Annotated in this window: 23 protein-coding genes and 2 pseudogenes; 9 read left to right on the top strand and 16 right to left on the bottom strand. The window is 31.1% G+C overall.

Going from position 1 to position 25,563, the window contains the following annotated elements; all coding sequences use genetic code 11:
* Positions 1 to 2: 2 nt before the first annotated feature.
* From ACREWB_RS17360 to ACREWB_RS17375, 4 genes are all read right to left on the bottom strand, one after another.
* Positions 3 to 2,282 carry a glycoside hydrolase family 65 protein gene (locus ACREWB_RS17360; RefSeq protein WP_431548721.1) on the bottom strand — a complete coding sequence of 760 codons (2,280 nt, stop codon included), beginning with the start codon at positions 2,280 to 2,282 and terminating at the stop codon, positions 3 to 5.
* A 40-nt stretch (positions 2,283 to 2,322) separates the two neighbouring features.
* Positions 2,323 to 3,168 (bottom strand): carbohydrate ABC transporter permease, encoded by an 846-nt coding sequence (locus tag ACREWB_RS17365; protein WP_431548722.1) that lies wholly within the window; start codon positions 3,166 to 3,168, stop codon positions 2,323 to 2,325.
* Positions 3,168 to 4,046, bottom strand: a complete 879-nt coding sequence (locus ACREWB_RS17370; RefSeq protein ID WP_431548723.1) for a carbohydrate ABC transporter permease — start codon at positions 4,044 to 4,046, stop codon at positions 3,168 to 3,170. The genes ACREWB_RS17365 and ACREWB_RS17370 overlap by 1 nt, the downstream gene beginning before the upstream one ends.
* Positions 4,047 to 4,124: 78 nt before the next feature.
* Complete coding sequence (locus ACREWB_RS17375; protein ID WP_431548724.1) at positions 4,125 to 5,405, bottom strand: ABC transporter substrate-binding protein; 1,281 nt, start codon at positions 5,403 to 5,405, stop codon at positions 4,125 to 4,127.
* 186 nt (positions 5,406 to 5,591) lie between these two features.
* Between ACREWB_RS17375 and ACREWB_RS17380 the strand changes: the two genes are divergently transcribed.
* The 4 genes from ACREWB_RS17380 to ACREWB_RS17395 all read left to right on the top strand — a co-directional run bounded on the left by ACREWB_RS17380 (position 5,592) and on the right by ACREWB_RS17395 (position 9,745).
* Positions 5,592 to 6,341, top strand: coding sequence for an AraC family transcriptional regulator (locus tag ACREWB_RS17380; protein ID WP_431548725.1), 750 nt, complete (start codon positions 5,592 to 5,594; stop codon positions 6,339 to 6,341).
* A gap of 210 nt (positions 6,342 to 6,551) precedes the next feature.
* Positions 6,552 to 6,947, top strand: coding sequence for a GntR family transcriptional regulator (locus ACREWB_RS17385; protein WP_431548726.1), 396 nt, complete (start codon positions 6,552 to 6,554; stop codon positions 6,945 to 6,947).
* Complete coding sequence (locus ACREWB_RS17390) at positions 6,934 to 7,833, top strand: ABC transporter ATP-binding protein (RefSeq protein ID WP_431548727.1); 900 nt, start codon at positions 6,934 to 6,936, stop codon at positions 7,831 to 7,833. The genes ACREWB_RS17385 and ACREWB_RS17390 overlap by 14 nt, the downstream gene beginning before the upstream one ends.
* Positions 7,808 to 9,745: a DUF6449 domain-containing protein gene (locus ACREWB_RS17395; protein ID WP_431548728.1), complete on the top strand. Its 1,938-nt coding sequence runs from the start codon at positions 7,808 to 7,810 to the stop codon at positions 9,743 to 9,745. Before ACREWB_RS17390 ends, ACREWB_RS17395 begins: the two co-directional genes overlap by 26 nt.
* 385 nt (positions 9,746 to 10,130) lie before the next feature.
* Here the strand turns inward: ACREWB_RS17395 and pgmB are convergent, their stop codons facing one another.
* The 11 genes and pseudogenes from pgmB to ACREWB_RS17450 all read right to left on the bottom strand — a co-directional run.
* A complete protein-coding gene (pgmB, locus tag ACREWB_RS17400; protein WP_431548729.1) occupies positions 10,131 to 10,778 on the bottom strand; it encodes a beta-phosphoglucomutase in 648 nt (215 codons plus the stop codon).
* Positions 10,779 to 10,814: 36 nt separating this feature from the next.
* The gene (locus ACREWB_RS17405) at positions 10,815 to 11,642 is read right to left on the bottom strand and encodes a carbohydrate ABC transporter permease (protein WP_431548730.1); all 828 of its coding nucleotides are present in this window, start codon (positions 11,640 to 11,642) and stop codon (positions 10,815 to 10,817) included.
* Positions 11,643 to 11,653: 11 nt separating this feature from the next.
* The gene (locus ACREWB_RS17410) at positions 11,654 to 12,610 is read right to left on the bottom strand and encodes a carbohydrate ABC transporter permease (protein WP_431548731.1); all 957 of its coding nucleotides are present in this window, start codon (positions 12,608 to 12,610) and stop codon (positions 11,654 to 11,656) included.
* Between the two features lie 53 nt (positions 12,611 to 12,663).
* Positions 12,664 to 13,911, bottom strand: coding sequence for an ABC transporter substrate-binding protein (locus tag ACREWB_RS17415; RefSeq protein WP_431548732.1), 1,248 nt, complete (start codon positions 13,909 to 13,911; stop codon positions 12,664 to 12,666).
* 21 nt (positions 13,912 to 13,932) lie between these two features.
* A complete protein-coding gene (locus ACREWB_RS17420; protein WP_431548733.1) occupies positions 13,933 to 14,949 on the bottom strand; it encodes a LacI family DNA-binding transcriptional regulator in 1,017 nt (338 codons plus the stop codon).
* Between the two features lie 56 nt (positions 14,950 to 15,005).
* Positions 15,006 to 17,282 (bottom strand): glycoside hydrolase family 65 protein, encoded by a 2,277-nt coding sequence (locus ACREWB_RS17425; RefSeq protein WP_431548734.1) that lies wholly within the window; start codon positions 17,280 to 17,282, stop codon positions 15,006 to 15,008.
* A gap of 270 nt (positions 17,283 to 17,552) precedes the next feature.
* Entirely contained in the window at positions 17,553 to 18,809 is a 1,257-nt protein-coding gene (locus ACREWB_RS17430) for a glutamate-5-semialdehyde dehydrogenase (protein WP_431548735.1), read from the bottom strand.
* Positions 18,810 to 18,832: 23 nt separating this feature from the next.
* Positions 18,833 to 19,651 (bottom strand): glutamate 5-kinase, encoded by an 819-nt coding sequence (proB, locus tag ACREWB_RS17435; protein WP_431548736.1) that lies wholly within the window; start codon positions 19,649 to 19,651, stop codon positions 18,833 to 18,835.
* A 203-nt stretch (positions 19,652 to 19,854) separates the two neighbouring features.
* Positions 19,855 to 20,187 carry a metallopeptidase TldD-related protein gene (locus ACREWB_RS17440; protein ID WP_431548851.1) on the bottom strand — a complete coding sequence of 111 codons (333 nt, stop codon included), beginning with the start codon at positions 20,185 to 20,187 and terminating at the stop codon, positions 19,855 to 19,857.
* Between the two features lie 59 nt (positions 20,188 to 20,246).
* A pseudogene (locus ACREWB_RS17445) lies at positions 20,247 to 20,525 on the bottom strand (metallopeptidase TldD-related protein); the annotation flags it as partial.
* Positions 20,526 to 20,561: 36 nt separating this feature from the next.
* Positions 20,562 to 20,693 (bottom strand): annotated as a pseudogene (locus ACREWB_RS17450) (PmbA/TldA family metallopeptidase); the annotation flags it as partial.
* Between the two features lie 201 nt (positions 20,694 to 20,894).
* On the opposite strand from ACREWB_RS17450, the gene ACREWB_RS17455 reads away from it, so the two are divergent.
* Positions 20,895 to 21,308 carry a hypothetical protein gene (locus ACREWB_RS17455; RefSeq protein ID WP_431548737.1) on the top strand — a complete coding sequence of 138 codons (414 nt, stop codon included), beginning with the start codon at positions 20,895 to 20,897 and terminating at the stop codon, positions 21,306 to 21,308.
* A 273-nt stretch (positions 21,309 to 21,581) separates the two neighbouring features.
* On the opposite strand, the gene ACREWB_RS17460 is transcribed toward ACREWB_RS17455, so the two are convergent.
* A complete protein-coding gene (locus tag ACREWB_RS17460) occupies positions 21,582 to 22,406 on the bottom strand; it encodes a DUF5667 domain-containing protein (protein WP_503417248.1) in 825 nt (274 codons plus the stop codon).
* A gap of 31 nt (positions 22,407 to 22,437) precedes the next feature.
* Here ACREWB_RS17460 and ACREWB_RS17465 point away from each other — a divergent pair, with 31 nt between their 5' ends.
* From ACREWB_RS17465 to ACREWB_RS17480, 4 genes are all read left to right on the top strand, one after another.
* Positions 22,438 to 23,187, top strand: a complete 750-nt coding sequence (locus ACREWB_RS17465; protein ID WP_431548739.1) for a sigma factor — start codon at positions 22,438 to 22,440, stop codon at positions 23,185 to 23,187.
* Positions 23,180 to 23,887, top strand: a complete 708-nt coding sequence (locus tag ACREWB_RS17470; RefSeq protein WP_431548740.1) for an anti-sigma-I factor RsgI family protein — start codon at positions 23,180 to 23,182, stop codon at positions 23,885 to 23,887. The genes ACREWB_RS17465 and ACREWB_RS17470 overlap by 8 nt, the downstream gene beginning before the upstream one ends.
* Before the next feature lie 93 nt (positions 23,888 to 23,980).
* Positions 23,981 to 24,160 carry an asparagine synthase gene (locus tag ACREWB_RS17475; protein ID WP_431548741.1) on the top strand — a complete coding sequence of 60 codons (180 nt, stop codon included), beginning with the start codon at positions 23,981 to 23,983 and terminating at the stop codon, positions 24,158 to 24,160.
* 190 nt (positions 24,161 to 24,350) lie between these two features.
* Positions 24,351 to 25,511, top strand: a complete 1,161-nt coding sequence (locus tag ACREWB_RS17480; protein WP_431548742.1) for an amidohydrolase — start codon at positions 24,351 to 24,353, stop codon at positions 25,509 to 25,511.
* Positions 25,512 to 25,563: the final 52 nt, after the last annotated feature.

A 25,563-nucleotide genomic window follows, 5' to 3' on the forward strand; every position in this document is an offset into this window, starting at 1 on the left:
AGTCAATTCATTATTTCTATTTTCTCACTTTTTACAATTTCATATAACACATCATTAACTTTTAGTTTTATAGGACGTTCACATTGAACAGTTATATCCGTTTTTTCTTTTTTCACATCCACCCCAATTTGAGCACCTTTGTACAAAAATTTGAATTTAAGCTCCTTCCAATGTTCAGGAAGCTTAGGTTCTAGGGAAATGTATTCCTCTTTTATTCTAAGACCTGCAAAGCCATACACTATTGCCATCCAGGTTCCACCCATATTAGCAGTATGAACTCCATCCTTGGTGTTCCCGTGGGTATCATCCAAATCCAGTGTTGCTGTTTGTATAAAGTATTCATATGCTTTATCAAGGTATCCTATTTTGGATGCCATAATACTGTAGGCAGCACAAGATAAGGAAGAGTCATGTGTTGTTATTTTCTCATAATAATCATAAGAATTCTTTATAGTCTCAAAGTCTGAATCATCTTCCACAAGAAAATGTGCAAGTACCGTATCCGCTTGTTTTAATACTTGATATCTGTAAATAGTTAGTGGATGATAATTCAGTAATAGCGGATATTTATCTTTTGGTGTTTTTTCAAAATCCCATACTGCTTTTGATAAGAAGGTATCATCTTGAGCATTAATTTTAAGCTCTTCATCATATGGCAAATACATGTTTTTATAGGCACATGCAAACTGCTCTATTTCTTCACTAGTTAAACTTATTTTATTACATAAATTCTTTAGCGTTTGTGGATCAACATCTAATAGTTTATAATATAATTTTGATGCCCATTTTAGATTATATTTTGCCATCACATTTGTATAGTAATTATTATTTACTATGGCAGTGTATTCATCAGGTCCTGTTACTGCATCAATCTTAAATAATCCCTTATGAAAATGGCCTATTTCAATCCATATTCTAGCAGTTTCAAAAACAACCTCTGCTCCAAAATCTTTTATAAAATCTATATCTCCTGTTGCTAAATAATATTGTATATAAGAATAAGCTATATCCGCATTAATGTGGTACTGAGCAGTTCCAGCTGGAAAATACGAAGAACATTCCTTCCCCGCTATAGTCCTCCATGGATAAGCTGCACCCTTTTTATGTCCCATCTCTCTTGCTCTTTTCCTTGCACTATCTAAAATTGTGTAACGATATTTTAGAATTCCCTTTGCAAGGTCCGGATAACATAGTGTGAAAAATGGAAGAATATATATCTCAGTATCCCAAAAATAATGACCTTCATAGCCTTCTCCGCTTAACCCTTTTGCTGGTATATTGCTTTTATCATCCTTACCTACTGCTTGAAGGAGTTGAAATAGATTATATCTAAGCCCTAGCTCTAGTTTTTCATCTCCGTAAATGTTGATATCAGCTATTCTCCAAAACTGATTTAAATATTCCCTTTGATATTGTAAAAGTTTCACAAATGATTCACAACTGACCTTCTCTACTATATCAAACCCCTGACTTTCTATGTTTTTGTAACGCCTTGAGTCTGTATATACATTATATTTTGTAAAGTTTATCACACTTTTTCCGGGCTCTGTTTTAAAAGTAGCTTTTACTCTTTTGTCTTCTTTCACAATAGAAACTTCACAATTAACATTACAGCTATGTTTTGTTGTAACTGCTACAAACATCTTAGAGTTTTCAGTTTCAGACACTACCTGTATAATATCCTTCTGTGTAACAATGGATTTTACCGATAAAATATTAGCATGCCCTGCTGCAACCCGTGGATCACTCTCATCTGTAAAATTTGTTACATCCCCATTAATTTCAGATTCTATAATAACTGCTTCATTAAAATTAACCTTTTCTATTTCATAATGAATAGCAAATAATTCTGTGTATTTTAGTGAAGCGAGTCTTGTTATCTTTATTTTGAGCTCGAAGCCTCGTGGTGATATCCACCATATATCTCTTACATAACAACCTGTTTCCATATCAAGATATCTGTTTAGGCTTTTTACAGTTCCATTAAATAGAGAGAACCTCTCCTCGTTAATTATTATATTAATATTTTGTGCGTCTGTAACATTCACAATTTTCTCCATAGTTTCTGGGAAAGCAAATGCTTTTTCACCGTACTCTATAGGCACTTCTTCATAAAATGCATTTATATAGGTACCCCTAACTGTTGGATAATTGTTGGGATACCCTTCTTCAAAGTTTCCTCTAATGCCTATATATCCATTTGAAACATTAAATATACTTTCATTTTTTAAAAGATCTTCTACATTTAAACTATTATCACTTATAATCCATTCATTTTTCATAATGTCTACTCCCTTTGCTAGGTTTAATTCTAACTCTAAGTTATTTTACGGCTCCTGCCATAACACCTTTAATAATATATTTTTGTGAAAATAAATAGAATATTATTATTGGTATAATTGTAAGGACAAGTCCTGCCATTGCCAAATTCCATTGTATTGTAAATTCCCCGAAAAAGTAAAAGGTTGAAAGGGGAATTGTTCGAAGTCCTGGACTTCTAAGTACTAAAGATGGTAATAAATAATCATTCCATATCCATATTACATTTAAAATAGCTACTGTTACTGTAATTGGTTTTAAATTAGGAAATACTATACCCCAAAATACCTGAAACTTATTACATCCATCTATCATTGCTGCTTCTTCAAGTGATTTTGGAAAACTCTTAATAAAGCCATGATATAAGAATATTGACAAACTAGATCCAAACCCAATATACATAAAGATCAGTCCATAAAAACTATCTATCATTGTAAAATTAATAGCTTTAATTTCCCAACCGCTCATGTACTGCATTAAGGGAATCATAACAGACTGAAAAGGAACAAGCATCGTTACTACAAAAGTGTATAATACAAAATCTGCAAACTTTGAAGTACTTCTAACTAATGCCCATGATGCCATAGATGAAAAAATTATTATTAAACCAATACTTGTAACTGTTACAAATAATGAATTTGCCATTGCACTTAAAAAATTCATTTTATCAATTGCTGTTATATAAAAAGAGAAATCTAATGATTTTGGTAGTCCCATGGTGTCCGTAAATATCTGCGCTCTACTTTTAAAGGAATTGACTACCATAATATACATAGGTAATAGTGTTATTGCCGCTGTTATAAAACCTAATATAACAAAAATTGTGGAGGCTTTAAATTTTGCTTTCATCACATGTCCACCTCTCTTTTTTTAGTAGTATAAATCTGCAAAACTGTAATTATCATTATTACCAAGAAAAAGATAATAGACTTTGCTTGTGCCTGTGCATACTTGTTATAACTAAAGGCTGTCGAAAAAATATTCATGGTAACAAGTTCAGTTGATCCAAAGGGTCCACCATTTGTTAATGATAGATTAGTATCATATTGTTTAAAGGAAGTAGAGAGTGTTACAAATAAACTTATAGTAAAAGCAGGAGCTATTAGTGGAAGCGTTATTCTTTTGAATTTAGTCCAGTTGTTTGCCCCATCTATACTAGCTGCTTCCATAATGTCCTCTGATATACTCTCTATAGAAGCTATATATATTACCATTACATACCCTGCCATTTGCCATACCCCTACTATAACTAGTGCCCAAAATGCTGCAGTAGGTTCATCTAGCCAATTAAAAAATATCTTTTCTGTATGTGTAATTACACCAAATTCCTCAAAAAACTTTGTAAATATAAATTTCCATATAAATCCTAGAATAAGTCCTCCAATTAAGTTAGGTAAAAAATATACTCCTCTAAAAAAATTCTTATGTTTAATTTTTGAAGTTACTAGGAGTGCTAGCGAAAGCCCTACAATATTAACAAGAATAATCATAACAATGGTATATTCTGTTGTAAGCCAAAAGGCATCCGTAAACTTTCTATCACCAAAAGCTGCGGCGTAATTTGCAAATCCTACAAATGTAGACCCTTTAAAAGCAAACCCATTCCAATTTGTAAATGAATATACTAGTCCCATAACAAAGGGAATAATAACCACGTTTATGAATATAAACAGCGACGGAATAACAAACAAAGCTGTGGTTATTTTGCTTTTGAGCTTTTTATCCATACTTAAACCCTCCAATCTCATTTTTATTTTATTAGATTAAAAGCCTCTTATCGAGGCTTTCATCTAATATATATATTACTATTTTGCTGCATTAACCCAAACTGTGTTTATTTCATCTAATAGCTGTTCTGCATTTATTCTACCTGCATAGAATTTTTCCATTGCACTTGAAGAATCCTTATCCACACCTGCTGGGAACAAATTGAATGTCCATGGGATAGTCTTTCCTGCTTCTGAATATGTTGCAATTTCCTTAGATAAAACATCTAATTTACTAGTATCAAAACCATCGTATGCTGGAATCACTTTAAATTTTTCAGTAACATACACTTGTCCAGCTGGATCTGTAAATAACCAGTCAAGGAACGCAATTGCTCCTGCTTGTTGTTCTTTCGATGCAGCTTTATTTACTCTAAAGAAGTTCGAGTTTCCTACGGATAATGACTCATTACCATTTATAGGCATTGGCATCATACCATACTCAAAATCAACTTTATATTCATCAATTATTCCTTGTGCCCAGTTTCCTTGATGAATCATTGCAAAATAACCTTGTGCAAATCCTGCAACTTGATCATCATAACTATCCTTAGCAAGATTTGTATATGGTTTTAATGCTTCTAAATCTTTTGCGTATTGCATAACTTCTGGAATGTCTTTTAGTTTCTTTTCTCCACTTATAACTTTAGGGATAAGCTCTTTGTAGTTACTCATTGTTGCAAATGGCCAGTTAAATGGGTGCATGAATTGGAAGTAGGTTTCTTTTGCAAAAGCTATTGGGCTTTTAACGCCTTTAACCTTAGCAAGTTTCTTGCTTGCCTGGACTAAATCAGCAGTTGTCCTTATAGTAGCTGCATCTATTCCTGCTTCTTTAAACATAGTTTTGTTATATATTAATCCAAAGCCTTCAATTGCCATTGGTAGACCATATAGCTTACCATCTTTCATTGCGTCATCGGCTTGTCCTTTAGATATTTTTGCTGCTGCTTTTGCGGAGTCTAGTGGAGCCATAAAATCAAAGAATTTATCAAACTCACTACCACTTCCACATGTAAATAATGTAGGTGCTTTTTCTGGGCTTGATGCAAACTGCGATTGTAGCGTTGTTACCAAAGCATCTCCTGCCGATCCTAAGATTTGTACTTCAAAATCACTTTGAGTGCCATTAAAAGTCTTTGCTGCATCTTCCAGCTGTTCTTGAATTTCAACCTTGTTTTGAATTACTGTAATTACTGCTTTTTCCTTTTTAACTGCAGCATCAGGTGTCTTTGCTGCACCGCTATTGTTGTTTGCTCCACATCCAGTCATAGTTGATAATGCTAAAACAACAGCTAGAATAGTACTAATAGATTTTTTCATTCTAATTCCCCCTATTTTGTTTTTTTATCTTTATCCAAAATTTAATGAATACCTTTACAATAGCTAGTGCTATGCTTCAAATTCATTAAGGTATATTGACATTGTATACAAAAAATAGTATGATTTTTGTACAATGTTAATATATATTATACTTTATTAAGGTTAATTTTTGAGGAGTGATATTTATTGGGGAATATTTATAAAAAACTCGAAATCACAATGTCTAAAAATAGATACACATCTTATATTCATCCTCCTTATGCACTTGAGTGTATGCTAGTCCAAGCTATTCAACAAATGGATAACGATAAAAGCATTGATATCTTAAGACAGATCAATTCCCTAGAACGAGCTGAACTGTCCAAGAGACCCCTTAGCTCCCTTAAGTATTCTCTTATAGGCTCATGTACACTTTTTACACGAGCTATAATTGAAGTTGGCCTAGATACTGAGACATCCTTTATGTTAAGTGATTATTATATTAACCTTATTGACGAAACTGTTACCGCAGATGAAGCTGAGGCACTAGAATATAAAATGTTGTATGACTTTATTAAAGTATTAAAAAAATATAAAGGAACTATTTATAATTCACTTATTAATAGGGTTATAACTTATATAAAGAAAAATATAGAAAATAATATATCCTTACAAGAACTTTCTTCTTTTGCCAGTGTTCATCCCAATTATTTATGTAATGCTTTTAAAAAAGAAGTTGGAAGAACCTTAACCGAGTATATTAATGAGCATAGAATTATTGCCATTAAACAATATATGAATCACGCAAATTCAAGCATCAGTGAAATAAGCTACACTTTTAACTTTAATCATGTAACCTACTTTTCACGCTATTTCAAAAAACATACGGGATTAACTCCAAGGGACTACAGAAAGCAATGTTCAAGTACAAATTCCATGATGGAGGAAGATGAGTAAATTTTCACGGAGTAACTTACAATAAAAAACAATAAAACTATTAAAATTCCATTAGAACTTTTTAATGGATTTTTTTGTTTTAATTAAATATTTCTACAATGTTTTTAAAATCACTTTACAATTGAACTTTATTGTTCTATACTATGACTGTACTATTAATAGCAACACGGTTAATACAGTTAATACAGTTGTAGGTAAAGGAGGTCTGAAATGTTTGAATTAGATTTAAGAAGTCGTCTCCCATTATACGAGCAGTTAGTTGAAAAATTTAAACAACTAATTATAAATGAAGTGCTAAAAGCTGACGAGCAATTGCCTTCTGTACGTGTTCTTTCAATGGAGATTACCATGAATCCCAACACTATACAAAAGGCTTATAAAGAACTAGAATTTCAAGGATTTATATACTCAGTTAAAGGAAAAGGTAGCTTTGTTACACCTGCAGCTCATGTTCCTAGTAATGAGAAACTAAAGAAGATAAAAGAAGAACTTATGAAACTAGCATCTGAAGCCGTGTATATAGGCATTAACAGAGATGAATTACTAGATATTATTTACGAAGCAGAAAAAATGGTAAAAGGGGGCGCTATGAATGATAGAAATTAGAAATGTATCAAAGGTCTTTGATAACTTAGAAGCATTAAAAAATATAAATTTAAACGTAGCTAAAGGTTCTATTTATGGACTTTTAGGGTCTAATGGTTCTGGAAAAACTACTCTTTTAAAGCTTTTAGCTGGGATATATAAACAAAATACTGGGGAATTGAATATATGCAATGAAAGTGTATTTGAAAACATAAAAGTTAAGTCTCAAATGGTATTTATGCCAGACTCGCCTTACTTTTTCCCACAACATACTATTAAACACATGGCAAATTACTATAAAAGTATTTATAAAAGTTGGAGCTGCGAAAGATATGAAAAACTTAAACAGGTATTTAACATGGATGTAGATAAAAAAATATCTAGTCTCTCAAAAGGAATGCAACGCCAAGTAGCCTTTTGGTTAGCATTTTCCATAATGCCCAACATTTTAATTTTAGATGAACCTCTGGATGGCTTAGATCCAATAATAAGACAAAAAGTTAAAAATCTTATAATACATGAAGTAGCCGCTAGAGAACTTACTGTAATTATTGCCTCTCACAACCTAAGAGAAATAGAAGATATATGTGACCACGTGGGAATTCTTCATGAAGGAACTCTTATTCTTGAAAAAGATATAGATGACCTAAAGTCAGACATTCACAAAATACAAATTGCATTTAAGGGCACCGTTCCAGATGGACTTTTAAACAATGCACATATTCTTCACGTTGAAGAGAGAGGTAGTGTTTTATTAATAATTATTAGAGGGAGTAATGTATACGTTACTGATTATTTCAACAACTTTAACCCAGTAATCATTGACATAATTCCTCTAACACTTGAAGAGATATTTATTTATGAAATGGAGGATGTGGGATATGAAATACAAAATGTTATTCTTTAATAAGGGCGTACTAAAAAATGATTTAAAAAGATTTTCATGGATTGGAATACTATATTTATTATTCTTAACATTTGCACTTCCACTCCAAATACTAATGACTCATCACATCAATAACACAAAAAATTACAACATATCTATGCAACTTGTATTTGATCTTAATAATGGTACTGAAATGCTACAACCACCAATGTTTATTTTGCCTATAATACTTGCATTATTTTTATTTAGATATATACAAAACAAAAATTCTGTAGATATGATTCATAGCTTACCTATAAAAAGAATAACTTTGTATGATAATCATGTTTTTTTTGGAATAATGACACTTATGATACCTGTAATTATAACTGCTATCATTTCATGCATACTTAAAAGCACTTTAAATCTTAATGACTTAAATCTACACTTTACTTATAATCAAATTTTTGTTTGGTGTGGTATAACTATACTATTTAGTGTTTTTACATTTTTATTCAGTGTTTTAATTGGAACAATAACAGGGCTATCTACAGCTCACGGTCTATTAACTTGTATATTTCTATTGTTACCTACGGGTTTAGGCATCCTAATTATTGAAAATTTAAATAAATATCTTTTTGGAATTAATCTTTCAAGCAGATTATTCGTAAATCTTTCACCGATTACTAGGCTAGATAGGCTATATAATAATCCAATTAAACTTAATGAAATAGTAATTTATATAGTTTTATCTATTTTTATTTACGCACTAGGAAGATTTGCATATGCTAAAAGAGATTTAGAGTCAGCAACTAACGCTGTGGCTTTTAAGGCCTTGCAACCAATATTCAAATACGGCTTAACCTTCTGTACCACTTTATTAGGTGGATTGATTTTTATAAATGATCAAAAAGGCCTATCGATACTAGGGTATCTCATTGGAGGGTTAATAGGCTATTACATTGGAGAAATGATTATAAAAAAATCCATAAAAGTTTTTAGAAATATAAAAGGATACTTGATATATGCAGTAATTTTCTCTGTTATATTACTGTGCGTAAACTTTGATGTTATGGGATATGAAAAACGCATTCCTGATATAACCGAAATTTCAAATATATCCTTTCGAGTTAGTAATTCACCTCTAAATTCTAAGTCTCCGTATTATGATAATGATAATTTTCACAACATTATAAACTTGCATAATAAAATTCTAAATAACAAAGATATTTTAAAAAGTAGCTCCGGCACGCTTAATAGTTTTTATATAAGCTATAATTTAAAAAACGGGAAAGATATTACAAGAGAATACTACTTACCTGAGCAGCCTCTTAGCGAATTTCTAAAACCCATATATGAATCTAAAGAATATAAAAAGATTAACTTTGATTATTTAGAAGTAAATGCAAATAGCGTAGATAAAATCACAATTTCATCACTTAATAAATCGAAAATCTTAGCTTTAACAAATCCTACCGAAATTAATGAAGTTGTGGACATAATAAAAACTATAACATTAAATAAAACTTATGAAGAAATGCAAGATATTAGACAACCCTTTGGAAGCATTGTTTTATTAATGTCAAACGACAAAAAGATAAATTTATCATTTTTAAAAACTAACATTGAATTACAAAAATGGCTATTAGATAAAAATCTCCTTAAAAATGCAATAGTAATGCCTGAGGATATAAACAATATATTAGTTGCTAAACGTATTGACAATGGACGTATTGGAGATATATCTAGTGCTGATGTTAGAAAACTTAAAATAACAGATAAAACTAAAATTGAAGCTTGCATGCAAAATAGTTGCGATGAGTATGCTAATGATAGTTTAAATAATATTGAATATGATATAGAGATTACTCCCAAAAATATCAATCAAGTTAAATTTGCAGCATTCTTTGATGAGAAACATGCCCCTGACTTTATAAAGGAATATTTCAAATAGCAGTGTTCTAGTAGTACTTTGATAAATTTCTATATATTAAAAAAAGCCTCTTATATCTGATAACTATTCAGATATAAGAGGTTTTTCACATGTTACACTATACAAAATTGAATTTTTATTTATATTCGTATCCAAATTTAAAATTCAATTATAATGATGAAGGTGAAAGCATGTAGGCGTGTGATAGATAGTATATAATGAGTTTTACAGGCTCTTAGTTTATGTAATGAAAAATCCCCGTAAGCAGGCCAAGGATGGCTTGCTAGCACTTCTGAGACAGGACGTCGAATAAGTGCGTTAGGGGATTTTTCATGGAATAAACTTAGAGCCTGTTAACGAATTATCTACTATCAGAACAGCCTACATGCCGAACCTTCATATTTATTTAAAATTCAATTATGTCCATATGAGCATTACTTAGCCCTTCAAATATCTTGTCAGCATTTACTAGTACATCCTTTTGTCCTATTCCAATCACCTTCATATTAGCAGCTTTTGCTGCATCTATTCCAGCTTGTGCATCTTCAAATACAACACATTCCCATGGCTGAACGTTAAGTTCTTTTGCTCCTAGCAAAAACACCTCAGGATCAGGCTTTGCTTTTGAAACCTTATTACCATCTACTATGGCATCAAAATATGAAGTTAAGTTTAGATTATTTAATATCATCATAGAGTTCTTTGATGCAGACCCTAGCGCAATCTTAATACCATTTTGTCTTAATTCTATTAAGAAATCTTTAACTCCTGGTAATATTTCACTCTCTTCCAATTTAGATATATATTCTACATACCAATTATTCTTATCCTTAGCCATCTTTAATTTTTCTTCATCGCTAGGATTAACCTTTCCTATGGATAATAATATTTCTAAAGATCGCATTCTACTAACGCCCTTTAGCCTTTCATTATCTTTCTGAGTAAAATCAAAACCTAAACTACTTGCAAGTCTGTTCCATGCTAAATAATGATATTTTGCTGTATCCACTACTACTCCATCTAAATCGAATAAGCATGCTTTTATTTTGTTCATATTAAATCCTCCGTCAAATGTTGTATTTATATTTTTTTACTCTTTACTACCTGTGGTGGCAATTCCTTTAATAAAGTTCTTTTGAAGTATTAAAAACACTATTATCATAGGTAAGGATAGTATCATTACTCCAGCTAAAACTTGATCTGCAAATTGAAAATATTCCGACTTGAACGAGTTTAGACCAACTGGTAAAGTGTACATATCAGATGACTGTGCTATTAAGCTTGGCCACATGAAACTATTCCAATTGCCTGTAAATACCAATATAAATTGTGTAGTTAATGCTGTTCTTGCCATAGGCATTATTATTCTAAAAAAGGTACCAAATCTGCCTAGCCCATCTATAGCTGCCGCTTCCTCTAAATCCTTAGGTATACCAAGGAAGAATTGTCTCATTAAAAATATAAGAAACATATTTGTTAAAAATGGTATTGTAAGTCCTGCGTAAGAATTTATCCATCCAATCTTACTTAAAAGCATATATGTGGGCACCATAACTACTTGCCCAGGTAACATCATCATTCCCAAAATGGCTATAAACAATTGATTTTTCCCTGGAAAATTAATTCTTGCCAGAGCATATCCAGCCATGGAATTAAATATTAAATTTCCAAACGAAACCACTGCTGCAACTATAAGACTATTAATCATCCACTTTGAAAAGGGGAAATTTTTAAATATGAATATATAATTTTTAAAAGATAACGTACTGAAATCAACTGTAAATTTGTCAACCTCTGAGGTTGGCTTAAGTGAAGTAATCAAACTCCATAGGAATGGCCCAAGAGTTATTACAGCATATGATATTAGTATTAAATAAAACAATATTCTAACTGGAGAAATTCTTTTTTCTTTTTTCATAGCTCTACCTCCTAATTTGCTTCTTCCTCTTTAAACAATTTCTTTTGTATTAATGTAAGCGAAAATATTATTGCAAAAAGCACAAATGCTATTGCTGATGCATAACCCATTTCGAATTCTTTGAAACCTTTATTATATAAATATAATACTACAGTCATAGTACTATCCAAGGGGCCACCTTTTCCTCCAGATATTACATATGCTTGATCAAACATTTGAAGAGTTCCTATAACCGTCATTACTAAATTAAAGAAAATAGTTGGTTTAATTAGTGGTATTGTTATTCTAAAAAACCTTTGAAACTTATTAGCTCCATCTATTTCTGCAGCCTCATACACCGTTTGTGGAACTTCTTGAAGTCCTGCTAAGAATATTATCATAGTTACTCCAACCGAGGACCATACAGCCATAAATATAATAGCTATCAATGCAAAGTTTGGATCATCAAACCAACTTTTTCCAGCAACACCAAATATAGAAAGAAATTTATTAAAAATCCCATCTGCTTTAAATAAAAATAGAAATATAACCGATACCGCAACAATTGATGTAAGTGTTGGTATATAATAAGCTACTCTAAAGAAAGCCTTTGCCTTGATTTTAGAATCCACTACTAAAGCTAATAATAATGATATAGTTAGCTGTATTGGTACTACTCCTAAAGAATAGAAAAAAGTATTTTTAAGTGCTTTTCTAAATACCTCATCATTGAATACTTTTACATAATTATCAAACCCTACGCTTTTTGCGCCTAAAATAGTTGTTTGATCTAACAGTGAATATTCTTTAAAGCTTAAAATCAGAGCTGCAATTAATGGTCCTATGAAGAATACTAAAACAGAAATCACAAAAGGAGCTACAAATAACCAACCATCTAATTTTTCCCTAGTTCTATTATTGAGAATTCCTTTTGGCGCCTTTTTTATTTTTATAGAATTATTTTCGGTGGGTGTTTTTACTGAGAACATACTATCCCTCCTTTTAAAATAGGAGGCATGAAATCATGCCTCCTCTCCAAGTATTATTGTGCTGCTTTTATTGCTGCATCTAATGCTGCTTTACCGTCTGCACTTTTCTTAAGTCTTAAGCTTTCGCCTGCTTTTCCAAGCGCATCTTGAATTTTAGAATGTTTTAATCCATAAGAGAATACAGTTGCATATTTAGTACCATCTACTAAGGCTTTTCTTTCTGGGAATTTATCTGTAAAAACAGTTCCCATTGAAATTCTACTTGGTATTGCAAGACCTGAAGTTGCTACCATTTCTTGTGATGCTTTACCTGTTAAGAATTTAATGGCTTCTGCTGCTTCTTTTGGATGTTTTGTATTGTTACTCATTGAGTATGAAACTGTAAATAATAAATTACCTTGCTTTTCTCCTTTTGGAAGTTCTGCAATTCCATATTCCATGTCTGGTGCTTTTTCTTTCATGAAAGGTATCATCCAACCGCCTTCTATTGCCATAGCTGCTTTCCCATTAGAAAGTGAATCGCCAGGCCATCCATCCCCTAAATCTTTTGGAGTTGCTGCATAACCTTTTTTGATCATTGAATAGTAAAACTCGAATCCTTTTACAGCCTCTGGGGAATTAAATTTCATTTCTTCTCCATTAACAATCTCTCCGCCAGCTTGGAATATGAAAGGAGCAAATCTAGCTGAATCATCAGCGAGTACTAAGCCTTTTACCTTATCTTTTGTTAATTTTTTAGAAACTTCTTCAAATTCTTCCCAAGTTGTTGGTGGTTTAACTCCTGCATCAGCAAACATTTTCTTATTATAGAAGAGTGCTAATGAATTATAATCTTTTGGCAAGCCATAGGTTTTACCATCTTTTTGGAATCCTTCTAATAAATTAGGATAAAAATCTTTTAAATCTTCTTTATCTAAGTATTCATCTATTGGTGCAACTACCTTTTTATCAATATAAGTTGCTGCTAGTGAGACATCTAAATAGAATATATCTGTTTCTGTTTTAGAAGCTATTTTAGTTTGCATCACCTGGTTATAATCTCCTGTAGCAACTTCTTTTTTGAGTGTTATTTTTTTCTCTTTGTATTCTGTATTAAAAGCAGCTATCTGCTCATCAACAAGCTTTGTTTCTGCGGGTGATGAACCCCATACTTGAACGGTTATAGTAACTGGCTCCGCTGGAGCTTCAACCTTAGGTTTGTCATCCACCTTAGTATTATTAGTCTTATTACCACAGCCCGCGAATAATGTAGCTGTTAATGCTACTGTACATACTAATGCAATTATACGGTTTCTTTTCATAAACAAAATTCCCCCTAATTATTATTTTATATTTTTAATTGTAGATTCTCTTTCAATTAGTTCAGGTTCCATAACGATACGGCCTAAATACTGTTCTGATATTATGCTTAAAATTAAATTGCCTGCTGCTTTGCCTATTTTATCCATATCTTGCCTGATTGTGGTAAGTTTTGGTGTGACAAAATTACATAAGTTAATATCATCAAATCCAACTATAGATATATCATTTGGTATATCATAGCCCCTATTTTTAAAACCATCTATTGCTCCTAGTGCCATTAAATCACTAGCACAATATATTGCTGTTATATCTCCATGATTTTCAATAAGGTATTCTGCAGCACTTTTTCCGCCTTCATACGAGAACTCCCCACTAATTATAAGATCCTCTTCAATTTTGATACCTCTTCTACTTAATGCCAAGTAAAAACCATCTAATCTTTCATAGCTAACTAGTGCCTCTTTATGTCCATTTATAAAAGCTATTTTCTTATGGCCTAGGTCTAAAAGATGTTCCACGGCCAATATTGAACCTTTTATATTATCAACACCAACGCATCCTACTTTAGGATTTTTTATAAATACATCGTGTAAAACGCAAGGGTAAGACATTCCTTCTAGTTGCCTATAATAATCATCTGTCATTTTAAGTCCCAATATTAATGCTCCATCTAACTGTTTTTCCTTGAATAATCTTTCAAGTTTTTTGCCTTTTTGCATATCAGAAGTTGTAGATAATATTACGGTTTCATATCCGTAATCTGAAACCACCGACTTAAAGGCCATGAACATTTCATATATTATATAGTCGTTTTCGTTATAATCTTCAACTAATAGCCCTAATCTAAAGTTTTTTGCTCCACTTAAACTTCTAGCAACTATATTGGGCCTGTATCCCAACTCCTCTGCTATTTGTAAAATCTTTTTTCTTGTGTTTTCATTTATGTCAGCATAATTATTAAATGCTCTGGATACTGTACTTATAGATACACTCGCTTTTTTTGCAACATCTTTTATAGTAATGACCTTGTTATCCATTTTTCTCTGCTTCCTCTCATAATCTAATCTATAAGTACTATTATCCAGTTTTTTAATTATCTTGCAACTACTAAATTTTTTCCTTCATAAATTAAGTATTCTTCATCATATATATATAATGAAAGTTTTCCTGTTGAATTTACTTCTATTTTATCTTGCATTATTGATATTACTACCCTTGAATCTTTCCAATTAATATTAAAGGATAATCCTGTCCATTCTTCTGGTAACCATGGGTTTATATTTAATATGCCTTCTTTATTAACTGATAGTCCTACAAATCCAAAAATAGCACTTTGCCATGAACCTCCTGCTGCTGCTGCATGTAAACCAAAATCTGTATTTCCTTGATTATCTTCTAGATCTGTATATATTGTCTTCATAAAGTATTTATATGCATTATGCCTATCTCCTACTGCAAGTCCCAGTATTGAATACATAGAAGGACTTAAGGAAGATTTGTGCATTGTTCTTTTCTCGTAATATTCATAGTTTGATTTCTTCACTTCTTCTGAAAACTCTTCAGGAAGCATAATCATAAGTTGAACAACATCTGCTTGTTTTACAAGTTGTGTTTCACCTAATTTGTTACCTTTAAAATCTGGCCATATAGGCATTTCATTTTCATCATACTCAGTTATTTCTATATCTGCTAAATCAAAGTATCCTTCAAACTGTTCAATTATCATTCCGTCTTCGCTTTTAGGAATATACATTTTCTCAGCTATAATTTCTTGTATCTTAAAGTCCTCTTCATTTAGTCCAAGTTTTGAACAAAGCATCTTGTACATAACATTATCTTCAATTTTTAACCAGTCTTTAAAATATAATGCTTTTTCTATATTCCATTTAGCTAGATAATTTGTAAATACATTATTGTTAACATGTTCATGGAATTCATCTGGTCCTATTACTGAGCTTATTTCGTATCTGTCTTTGTCTATATTGTATTCAACTCTACTTTGCCAGAATTTAGCTGTATCTAAAAGTATTTCAACACCATAATTTATAAGGAATTCACTATCCTTTGTTGCCCTATAATATTCAACAATACCAAAAGCAATATCTGAATCTATGTGGTATTCTTCATCTCCAGTCCAAATTCTAACTGAATTACCATCATAGTCCATACCCCATTTTGGAGTAACCTCCAAGCCCTCATCAGCTGCTTCCCAGGGGAAACGTGCTCCTTTATAACCTGTTATAGCAGCATTTTCTCTTGCGCCCTTAAGGGTGTTATATCTATACATTAGTAGGGCCTTTGCTACTTCTGGTCTTGTATATATAAAGAAAGGAAGCATGAACACTTCAGTATCCCAGAAAATATGACCTTTATACCCTTCTCCATGAAGTGCTTTTGCTGCTATACTTATGGTAGTATCTCCTTCATAAGCTGAAGCTGCAAGTTGAAATAAATTAAATCTTATTCCTATTTGAGCTTTTTCATCTCCATCAATTCTTATATCTATTTCATCCCATATTTTACTCCAAATTTGCGTATGTTCTTTGATTTCATTTTTGTACCCAGTTTTTATGAATTTCTTAAGTTCATTGCTACCAGCTGTAATTAGATCAGATTTAGTATCTTTATCACTGATACTTATACCATATTTCACTACAGTGCATATTTTTCCTTCTGTCATGTATGTCTCGTAAACTTCACTAACTGTTTCTCCAAATTCACTATACCTTCTGGTTTTAAAAATATTACCCTTTTGATTTTCACCCATTAGTGCAGTTATTTCTAAAGATTTCGTATTATTGTCATTTGTCTCTATGGTTAGTGCAATACCTGGCTTACTATCACACATTCCCAATACTTTAAAATGCTTAGTTTTGTTCATTACATCCCATGTGCTATTGGTTACTGATCCGTCTATATAATTTTCTATAAATACCTTCCCATTAAAATTAAGTGGTGTTATCTCATATTTTGCAGCCCATCTACTAACCTTGTTTCTACTTACAAATCTCTCACATTCAACTTGTACACTTTTACCATTCTTAGTAGTTGCCATAAAACTTGTATGTAATACCCCCCTGTGCATGTTAAGTTCTCTTTTATAACTATCTAACTTACATTCATCAATATCAAGTTTTTCATCTTCAATATAAATATTGAAACCTAATGGGTCTTGAAGATTCACTATTTCTGTAACTTGGCTTTGAGATTTATCAAATATACCTGCTATATAATTCCCTCTATTACCTTTCGATGAAAATTCTAAGGCGCCTCTGATTCCCCTATATCCGTTTGCTAATGTAAAAAGTGTTTCATATTTTTTGTTATCGTAACTATTATATTCATCTAATGAAATTTTCCATAAATCCATATTTAAACCCTCCATACTCTTTCGGCATTTTCCGAAAACGTTTTTGTAATTTTATTATATGTTTTCGTGAAACCATTTACAACTACCGTTAAATCCATTCCAGTGATTATTTTAATGGTTTTCCTTTTAAATGCTCTTCTATTCTCTAAATATCATAATTTCATATTTTTTTTTAAATTTTATATTTAACCATTAAATATAAAAACACTATAAATATTATTGAAATCAATAATATTTATAGTGTTTTTTATTTTTTATTTATTTAATTATCTATTCTCTAACTTGCCCTTCACCATATATAAGATACTTTGTAGTTGTAAGCTGTTCAAGTCCCATAGGTCCTCTTGCATGAAGTTTTTGAGTACTAATACCAATCTCTGCACCGAATCCAAATTCAGAGCCATCAGTAAACCTAGTTGAAGCATTTACATACACACAAGAAGCATCAACTTCTTTTAAGAATCTTTGTGAATTTTTATAACTATTAGTTATTATAACTTCAGAATGTTTTGTTCCATATTTGAAAATATGGTCTATTGCATCTTCCATTGAATCAACAACTTTAATTGAAAGTATTAAATCTAAATATTCAGTAGACCAATCTTCAGAAGTTGCAGCCTTAGCAGTTGAGAGAATTTTAATTCCATTTTCACAAACTCTAATTTCAACACCTAATGCATTCAGTCTTTGTGCTAGCCTAGGTAAAAACTCACTAGCAATATCACTATGTATGAGTACTGTTTCTACTGCATTACATACTCCAGGTCTTTGAGTTTTGGCATTAATTATTATTTCTTCAGCCATATTAAAATCAGCTTCTGAGTCTACATATATGTGACAAATGCCAGACCCTGTTTCAATTACTGGAACTGTAGCGTTAGCTATAATAGCTTTTTTTAGTCCTTTACCACCTCTAGGAATTATCACATCTACGTAATCATTAAGCTTTACTAAACGATTAACAAGCTCTCTATCCACCATTTCAATAAGCTGAATACAACCTTCTGGAAGTCCTGACTCAGTGGCTGCCTTTTTAATTACCATAGCTAAAGCAATATTCGTGTTTATAGCTTCTGAACCGCCTCTGAGTATTATTGAGTTACCTGCCTTTAAACACAGTGCTGCTGCATCTACTGTTATATTTGGCCTTGACTCATATATCATACCTATTACACCAAGTGGAACTCTTACCATTGAGATGTCTAAATTATTTGGTCTTTTGTATCTTTTTATTCCTTCACCTATAGGATCTGGAAGTGATGCCACATTTATAAGTCCCTCAGCCATATTTTTAATTCTCTGCTCATCAATCATTAATCTATCAAGCATTGCCTTGGATAAATTGTTTTCTGCACCTAATCTCATATCTTCCATATTCGCTTTAATTATAACGTCTTTATTATTTAATAGTGCTTCTGCCATTTGTATAAGTGCATTGTTTTTCAAATTAGTACTAGCAGTAACCATAATTCTAGAAGATTCTTTAGCAAGTCTTCCTATTTTTATAATATAGTCTTCAAAGTTCAAATTTTCTCATCCTCCATCCAATACTATTTAACCTTTTGGTCATTTAATTTTCTTTCAAATAATGTACCTATTTTTTTTCCACCAAGAATATCACTAATAATGTTAGGCTCAGAGCCTTCCGCAATAATCATATCAGCGTTTGCATCTACTACAATTTTTGCTGCCTTAATTTTAGTTGCCATACCTCCCGTCCCAAGATCTGATCCTACGCCATCTGCTGAATTTATAATTTCATCAGTTATTTCTCTTACATTGTAAATGAATTTAGCATTAGGATTTGTCCTAGGATTTGAATCATATAATCCATTAATATCTGAAAGTATTATAAGTAGTTCTGCATCTATTAACTTGGTCACCATTGCAGATAGGGTGTCATTATCTCCAACCTTTATTTCATCAGTAGCCACGGCATCATTTTCATTTACTATAGGAATAACACCTTGTGAGAGTAACGCTTTAAATGTATTGTGTGCATTTAAATATCTCTTTTTATCTATGATATCCTCTTTTGTAAGTAGAATCTGCGCTACAGTTTTTCCATATTCAGAAAAAAATTTTTCATACATGTGAATTAATGTCCCTTGACCCACAGCTGCAGCTGCCTGCTTTCCTGGGATGGTTTTTGGTTTTACTTTAAGACCTAATTTTCCCATACCAGCTGCTATAGCTCCTGAACTTACTAGTACAACCTGAACCCCTGCATTATGAATGTCCGCTAATTGACGTACAAGATTCTCTATATGCCTTAAATTTAATAATCCTGTAGAGTGAGTTAATGTGGAAGTTCCTACCTTTACTACAATTTTTTTTACATCTTTTAAATATTCTTTTCTCTCATTCATATAACTACTCCTCATCTCATCATTTTTATTATAATAAACTCTGTATCTATTTTTATTAATTTACCATACTTTTTAATGTTTTAACAGACATTTTTTTCTTATTTTTTTAAATAATATTTATATAACTTATTTAGTATATACTCTACATATAAAAAATACATCTATTATTATAATAATAGATGTATTTTTCTGGTATTAAACTATCATAAATACGTAAGCCTAAAGGTCTCAACTGAAATTTCATAAGATTTTATCCCTTTTTCAATATATAAATTTGTAGGTGCAACCTTTATAGGTGAAGTAAAAGATGCTTTTGAAGCATTCCCTGTGCTCTCTGATCCCTGCTTTGTAGAAGTCTTAAGATTATGAAGTAATATCTTTAGTTGACCTTTCTCTACTATATTTTTACAGTATGTAGCTACTCCTTCTGCATCAAAAGGTGTATAACATAAACTCCCTTTTAAAAATGGATTATCAACTATTGTTAAGCTCTCAGAGCCAATAGTGGGTTTGAAGAAGCTCCGCAGATACAGAATTTTTAAAAATTACTTTGTATTTACCTGTTTTAACTGATTGTGCACCAAAATATGCTAAAGATTCTTCTACTATTCAATTTATCTATCATATATCCTTTTAGAATACCATTTTCGATTAATACATTTCGTTTCGCTGGAGTTCCTTCATCATCAATATTTATTGAGCCCCATAAATTTGGCATTATACCATTATCAATTGCCGTCACCTTGTTTGATGCAATCTTCTGTCCAAGTTTACCTGCAAATACTGAATTCCCTTTAGCTACTGCTGCAGCTTCTAGAGCATGGCCACATGCTTCATGGAATATAACTCCACCAAATCCATTATCAATTACTACAGCACAGGCTGCCTTGTAAGTTATTTCTAATAATGCTTGGCGGTTTACATCATTTGTATATGCATATACACTATTAAGGCCTTTAAATATTCTAATACCTATTCCAAAATCTCCTCCTGTACATAACGCATTGCTTAATACTTCTTCGATTAATATCTTTGATAACATTGCATATCACCCCACTTCTTTAAATTTTTTGCAAAAATTATTTAACCTACCATATTTTACTTATAGATTGAATATTAATTTTTATAATATAAATAGAGTTTTGTATCATAGTGTATTTAATGATATAATTAATTTATTGTTATTGTACATTAAATAAACCATACAATGGCTAAATAAAAAATGTAAAGCGAGAAGATTAAAATGAGAAATGCCAAATTAGAAAGAGTAATAACAAAAATAGATAATGAAATTGCTGCTATGAACATAGCCAAGAAATACTTATCTAATTTAGAAGAAATTAATGATGTTCAAATTACTTTAAATAACAAAAGACAACTATTAGCTGATGAACTATATTGTGAGGATAAGAAATGTTATGAGGAGTGTTGTGACATTATTGAAGAAATGCTCGATAAAGAACTAGGAGAAGACGATCAATTAGATTTACTCCAAACCATAAAAGAAAGTTTTGGAAGACAAGCTCCTAATGTAAGTAAAAAAAGCAGTGGACTTAATGCCTGGTTAAAAGAACTTTGCATCGAATACAATTGGGTTAAAAATGAAGAAATTGATTGGGATGTATTAGTTATTACTGGATTTGGTATTTACGAATAATTCCAAATCATAGAAAAAGCTGCTTATAATAAGCAGCTTTTTCTATTTACCTACCTCTGGAACTCTCTTTGCATCATTATCCTTCATTTTCTTCTTATTGTCACCTTTAGGTTGAGCTTCTGGTGGTGTAGGTCTGCTCATTCCTTTTTTTGCCATGATTTTACCTCCTCCAAAATAAAATAAGGTATTGTAATTTACTATTACAATATCTTATTTTTACCTAGAAGATAAGTTTTATTCTAAATTACTAACTTATATCTAATTCTTTCTATTTTATTTGTTTTCATTTGTTCCTTTATTATTTTGTTTTTTATCATTTCTAGTTTCTTTTTTTTCTAATTTTTCTTTTACTTCCTTTACTTCTTTAACTTCTTTAACTTCTTTAATTTCTCTAATCTTTTTAGCTTCTTTTACTCTTGCTTTGATTTTTTTAACTTTTTCTACTTTTTCTTCATCAATTATTTCTTCTGTAAGAATAACTTCATCTTCTTTATCTTCCACTGCTATTACTTCCTCTTGTTTAACTTCTTCTACATTAACATCGCTTTTCTTATGTTGTATATGTTCTTTCATTTCCTTAGAAGCCATTTCAAACTCTTCTTTAGCTACTTTATAAAGATCCTGTTTTTCTTTTAGCTGTACTCTAGCTAATTTTATAGTTTCCTCATCCTTAAATTTTTCAGCTTTTTTCATAGCAACCTTTACTGCTTGATATTCTTGTCTTGCTTTATTTAACTCATGTCTTTTTTCTACCATATTAGCTACTGCTGCTTTTTTAGCTAATTGTAATTCAGATTTTTCTATTTTAGGTTCGTCTATTTCAGGCTCCTCTATTGCAGGTGACTCTATTACTAGCTCTTCTATTAAACCAGCTACTGCAGTTACCAAATTATTAAATTCTTCCATTGTACTTGTTGCTAAGGCGTATTTTTCTTCTTGTGTCATAGTTTCACTTTCAGCTAATCTTTCATCTGCTATCTGTGAAATTATTTCCATTTTCTTTTCATCATTAAAGGTTATAAACAATCTAAAATTATCAAAGGCCTTATCAAGTATGTAAATATTTTTCTTTCTTTTCCCTCTTAATATTGATAATATTTACGTATACATAAATATGAGGGGTGTACAAATGAACTTAAAACTTCTTTTTCATAAAAGTAAAAAAACAGTCTCCAGTTTAAATGAAGAACAAAGTTTTAATATAAAAGCTTTGTCCCCCGAAAATCGTAGCGACTTTATTGATGCTAACAAAGGACTGGTTTATTCAACTACAAGTAAACTATGCAAAAAGCATTTAACCTGGGAGAATGATGAAGAACTTAGTATTGCGCTTATGGCTTTTAATATAGCCTGCGATAAATATGATAAAACTAAAGGCAATTTTTATGGTTTTTGCAAAATTATTATTAAAAATGCACTTATAGATTCTTTTAGAAAAAATAAAAATTTACCTAATTTACTGTTTGATAACAATGATGGTAATGTAGATTATATAGATGGAAAAAATTCTATAAATAATTATGAAATTAAAATAGAAAATCAATTTAGAGTAGATGAAATAAACATATTTTCCGAGGAATTATTAAAATATAAAATCGATTTTAATTCCCTTATTAGTTTATCACCGTCCCACAGAGATACAAGAGACAACTTATTAAATGTTGCCTTTTTATGTGCTAGAAATGATTCAATATTAAGCCATATGAAGACTAAAAGAAGGCTACCAACCAAAGAAATAATCTTATTAACTTCTTCAAATAGAAAACTTATTGAAAAATGGCGCATATATATAATTTCACTAATATTAATACTTACAAATCCAGAATATGTGTATTTAAAATCATATCTAAATATAAAAGAGGGTGAACTACATGATTAAAACAGGCATTGTAATAAACATTATGCGTGGCAAAGTTGGCATTATGACCTCAAGTGGAGAATTTCTATATATAAAAAATAATAAAGTATTACCTAAAATAGGTGAAATTCATACTGGACAAATATGTAGGAAATCCTTGTCCCTTTATAAATATGCCATAACTGCTGCTTCATTAATGTTTATATTCATTTCTAGCACTTTGGCTTATGCCTACTATACTCCGGTTACATCTATAGTTGTTAGCATTAATCCTTCCGTTTCTCTAGAAGCTAATAGATGGGATAAAATTATTAGTTCAAAAGCACTAAATTCAGATGGTTCTCAAATACTTAATAATATTAAAATAAAAAATAAATCTATAGATGATGGTCTAGAGCTTTTACTTAAAGAAGCTAAAATCGAAAACTTTATAAATGATAAATATATAACCGATAAAAAAGTTATCAATGTAAATATTAAAAGTAAAGAAGGCCGTACTATAGATGTGTCTAATTTTAAAAAAGTTATAGACAATAATAATTTGAACTTTAAAATTAGTGCCTCTTCAAATAATAGTAGTAATAAAATAGAAATTATAGCTAATAATAAGAAAATAAATACTAACGACTTAGTTCCTAATGAAAAAGAAAACAAACACATTAAAAATAGTGAAGTATCTAATGATAATAATGAAAGTCTAAAAAAGGGTATAAATAAATAGAAATATAAAACATTTATTCTATAAATTTTTCAGTATTAAAAATCTCACATTTGTAAAAGATAAGAGTATAAAATAAAAAGGGAGGTCTTTAATATGCGTGAAGGATTAATTCCAACTATTTTAGGTTCCGTTGTAACTGCTGCTGGAGCATCATTTTCAAAAAAAGATATGAAAAAGAATAACGTAATGCCTATGATAGAAGCCGGCGTTATTGGGTTCGGACTTGCTCACATAGTTCTAGGTGCAATTGATTTAGTTGAGCACAGAAGATAACTCCATTTTTATTCTAGCCACATTTAGTATTAGAATAAGCCCATTCTGTTTTTTTACAGGATGGGTTTATTTGATTATAAAAAAATGTGCTACAAGTGTTATAATATGTTATATATTGAGATATTATCAAGGTTAAAAAATATTTTCACCTTGATATACTATAAATCTTGAAATTAAAGGAGATTTTTATATGATTTTAATTAAAAATGCCAATATACATAGCATGGCTAATGAGGATTTTGAAAACGGAATGATTTTAGTCCATGAAGGTAAAATCATTGATATTGGGAACGCTGTTTCAACCCCTGATTTTGTGGAAGTCATTGATGCTAAAGGTAAGTTTGTTATGCCGGGAATGATTGATGCTCATTGCCATTTAGGGATGTTTGAAGATGGGATGGGCTCTGAAGGCGCTGATGGGAATGAAGCCGTTGACCCAGTTACTCCACAGTTAAGAGCAATCGACGCAATTAATCCTATGGACATATGTTTTAAAGATGCACTTAATGCTGGTATAACAACTGTTGCAACAGGTCCAGGTAGCGCCAATGTTATTGGTGGCCAGTTTGCAATTATTAAGACCTATGGAAATAGAATTGATGATATGATTGTAAATGAGTGTCACTCTATGAAGGTAGCTTTTGGTGAAAATCCTAAAAGAGTATATTATGCTCAAAAAAAATCTCCAAGCACAAGGATGGGCACCGCTGCAATTTTAAGAGAAAACCTTATTAAGGCACAAATGTACATTAAAAAGCAAACTAAAGCTTTAGAGAGTCCCGATAAGTTACCTGAATTTGACATGAAGATGGAAGCCCTTGCAAAGGTTATAAGAAAAGAAATCCCGTTAAAAGCTCATGCTCATAGAGCTGATGATATTCTTACTGCTCTTAGAATTGCAAAGGAATTTAATGTAGATATAACCCTTGATCACTGCACAGAAGGCCACTTAATTGTAGATTATTTAAAAGAAGGCTATCAAAAAGGTATAATTTTAGGACCGGCGCTATCTAATAGATCAAAAGTTGAACTTCAAAACCTAACTTTTGAAACACCTGGAATTCTCTCAAAAGCCGGCTTAAAAGTTGCTATAATGACAGATCACCCTGTTATACCACTGCAATATCTTCCAGTGTGTGCAGGTATTGCATCAAGAGAGGGTATGGATGAAGCAGAAGCTCTTAAGGCAATAACCATAAACGCTGCTGAAATTCTTGGTATAGACGGCAAAGTTGGAAGCCTAGAAATTGGAAAAGATGCTGATATTATTATGTATAGTGGACATCCATTCGACTTAAGGAGTAAAGTAGAATTCGTAATGGTAAATGGTAATATTGTAAAAAGTAATTAAAACAGGCTGTTAACATAATTATTATGTTAACAGCCTGTTTATTTTATAAAGA

This window comes from Clostridium sp., assembly GCF_050717635.1.
Lineage (GTDB): Bacteria > Bacillota > Clostridia > Clostridiales > Clostridiaceae > Clostridium_AD.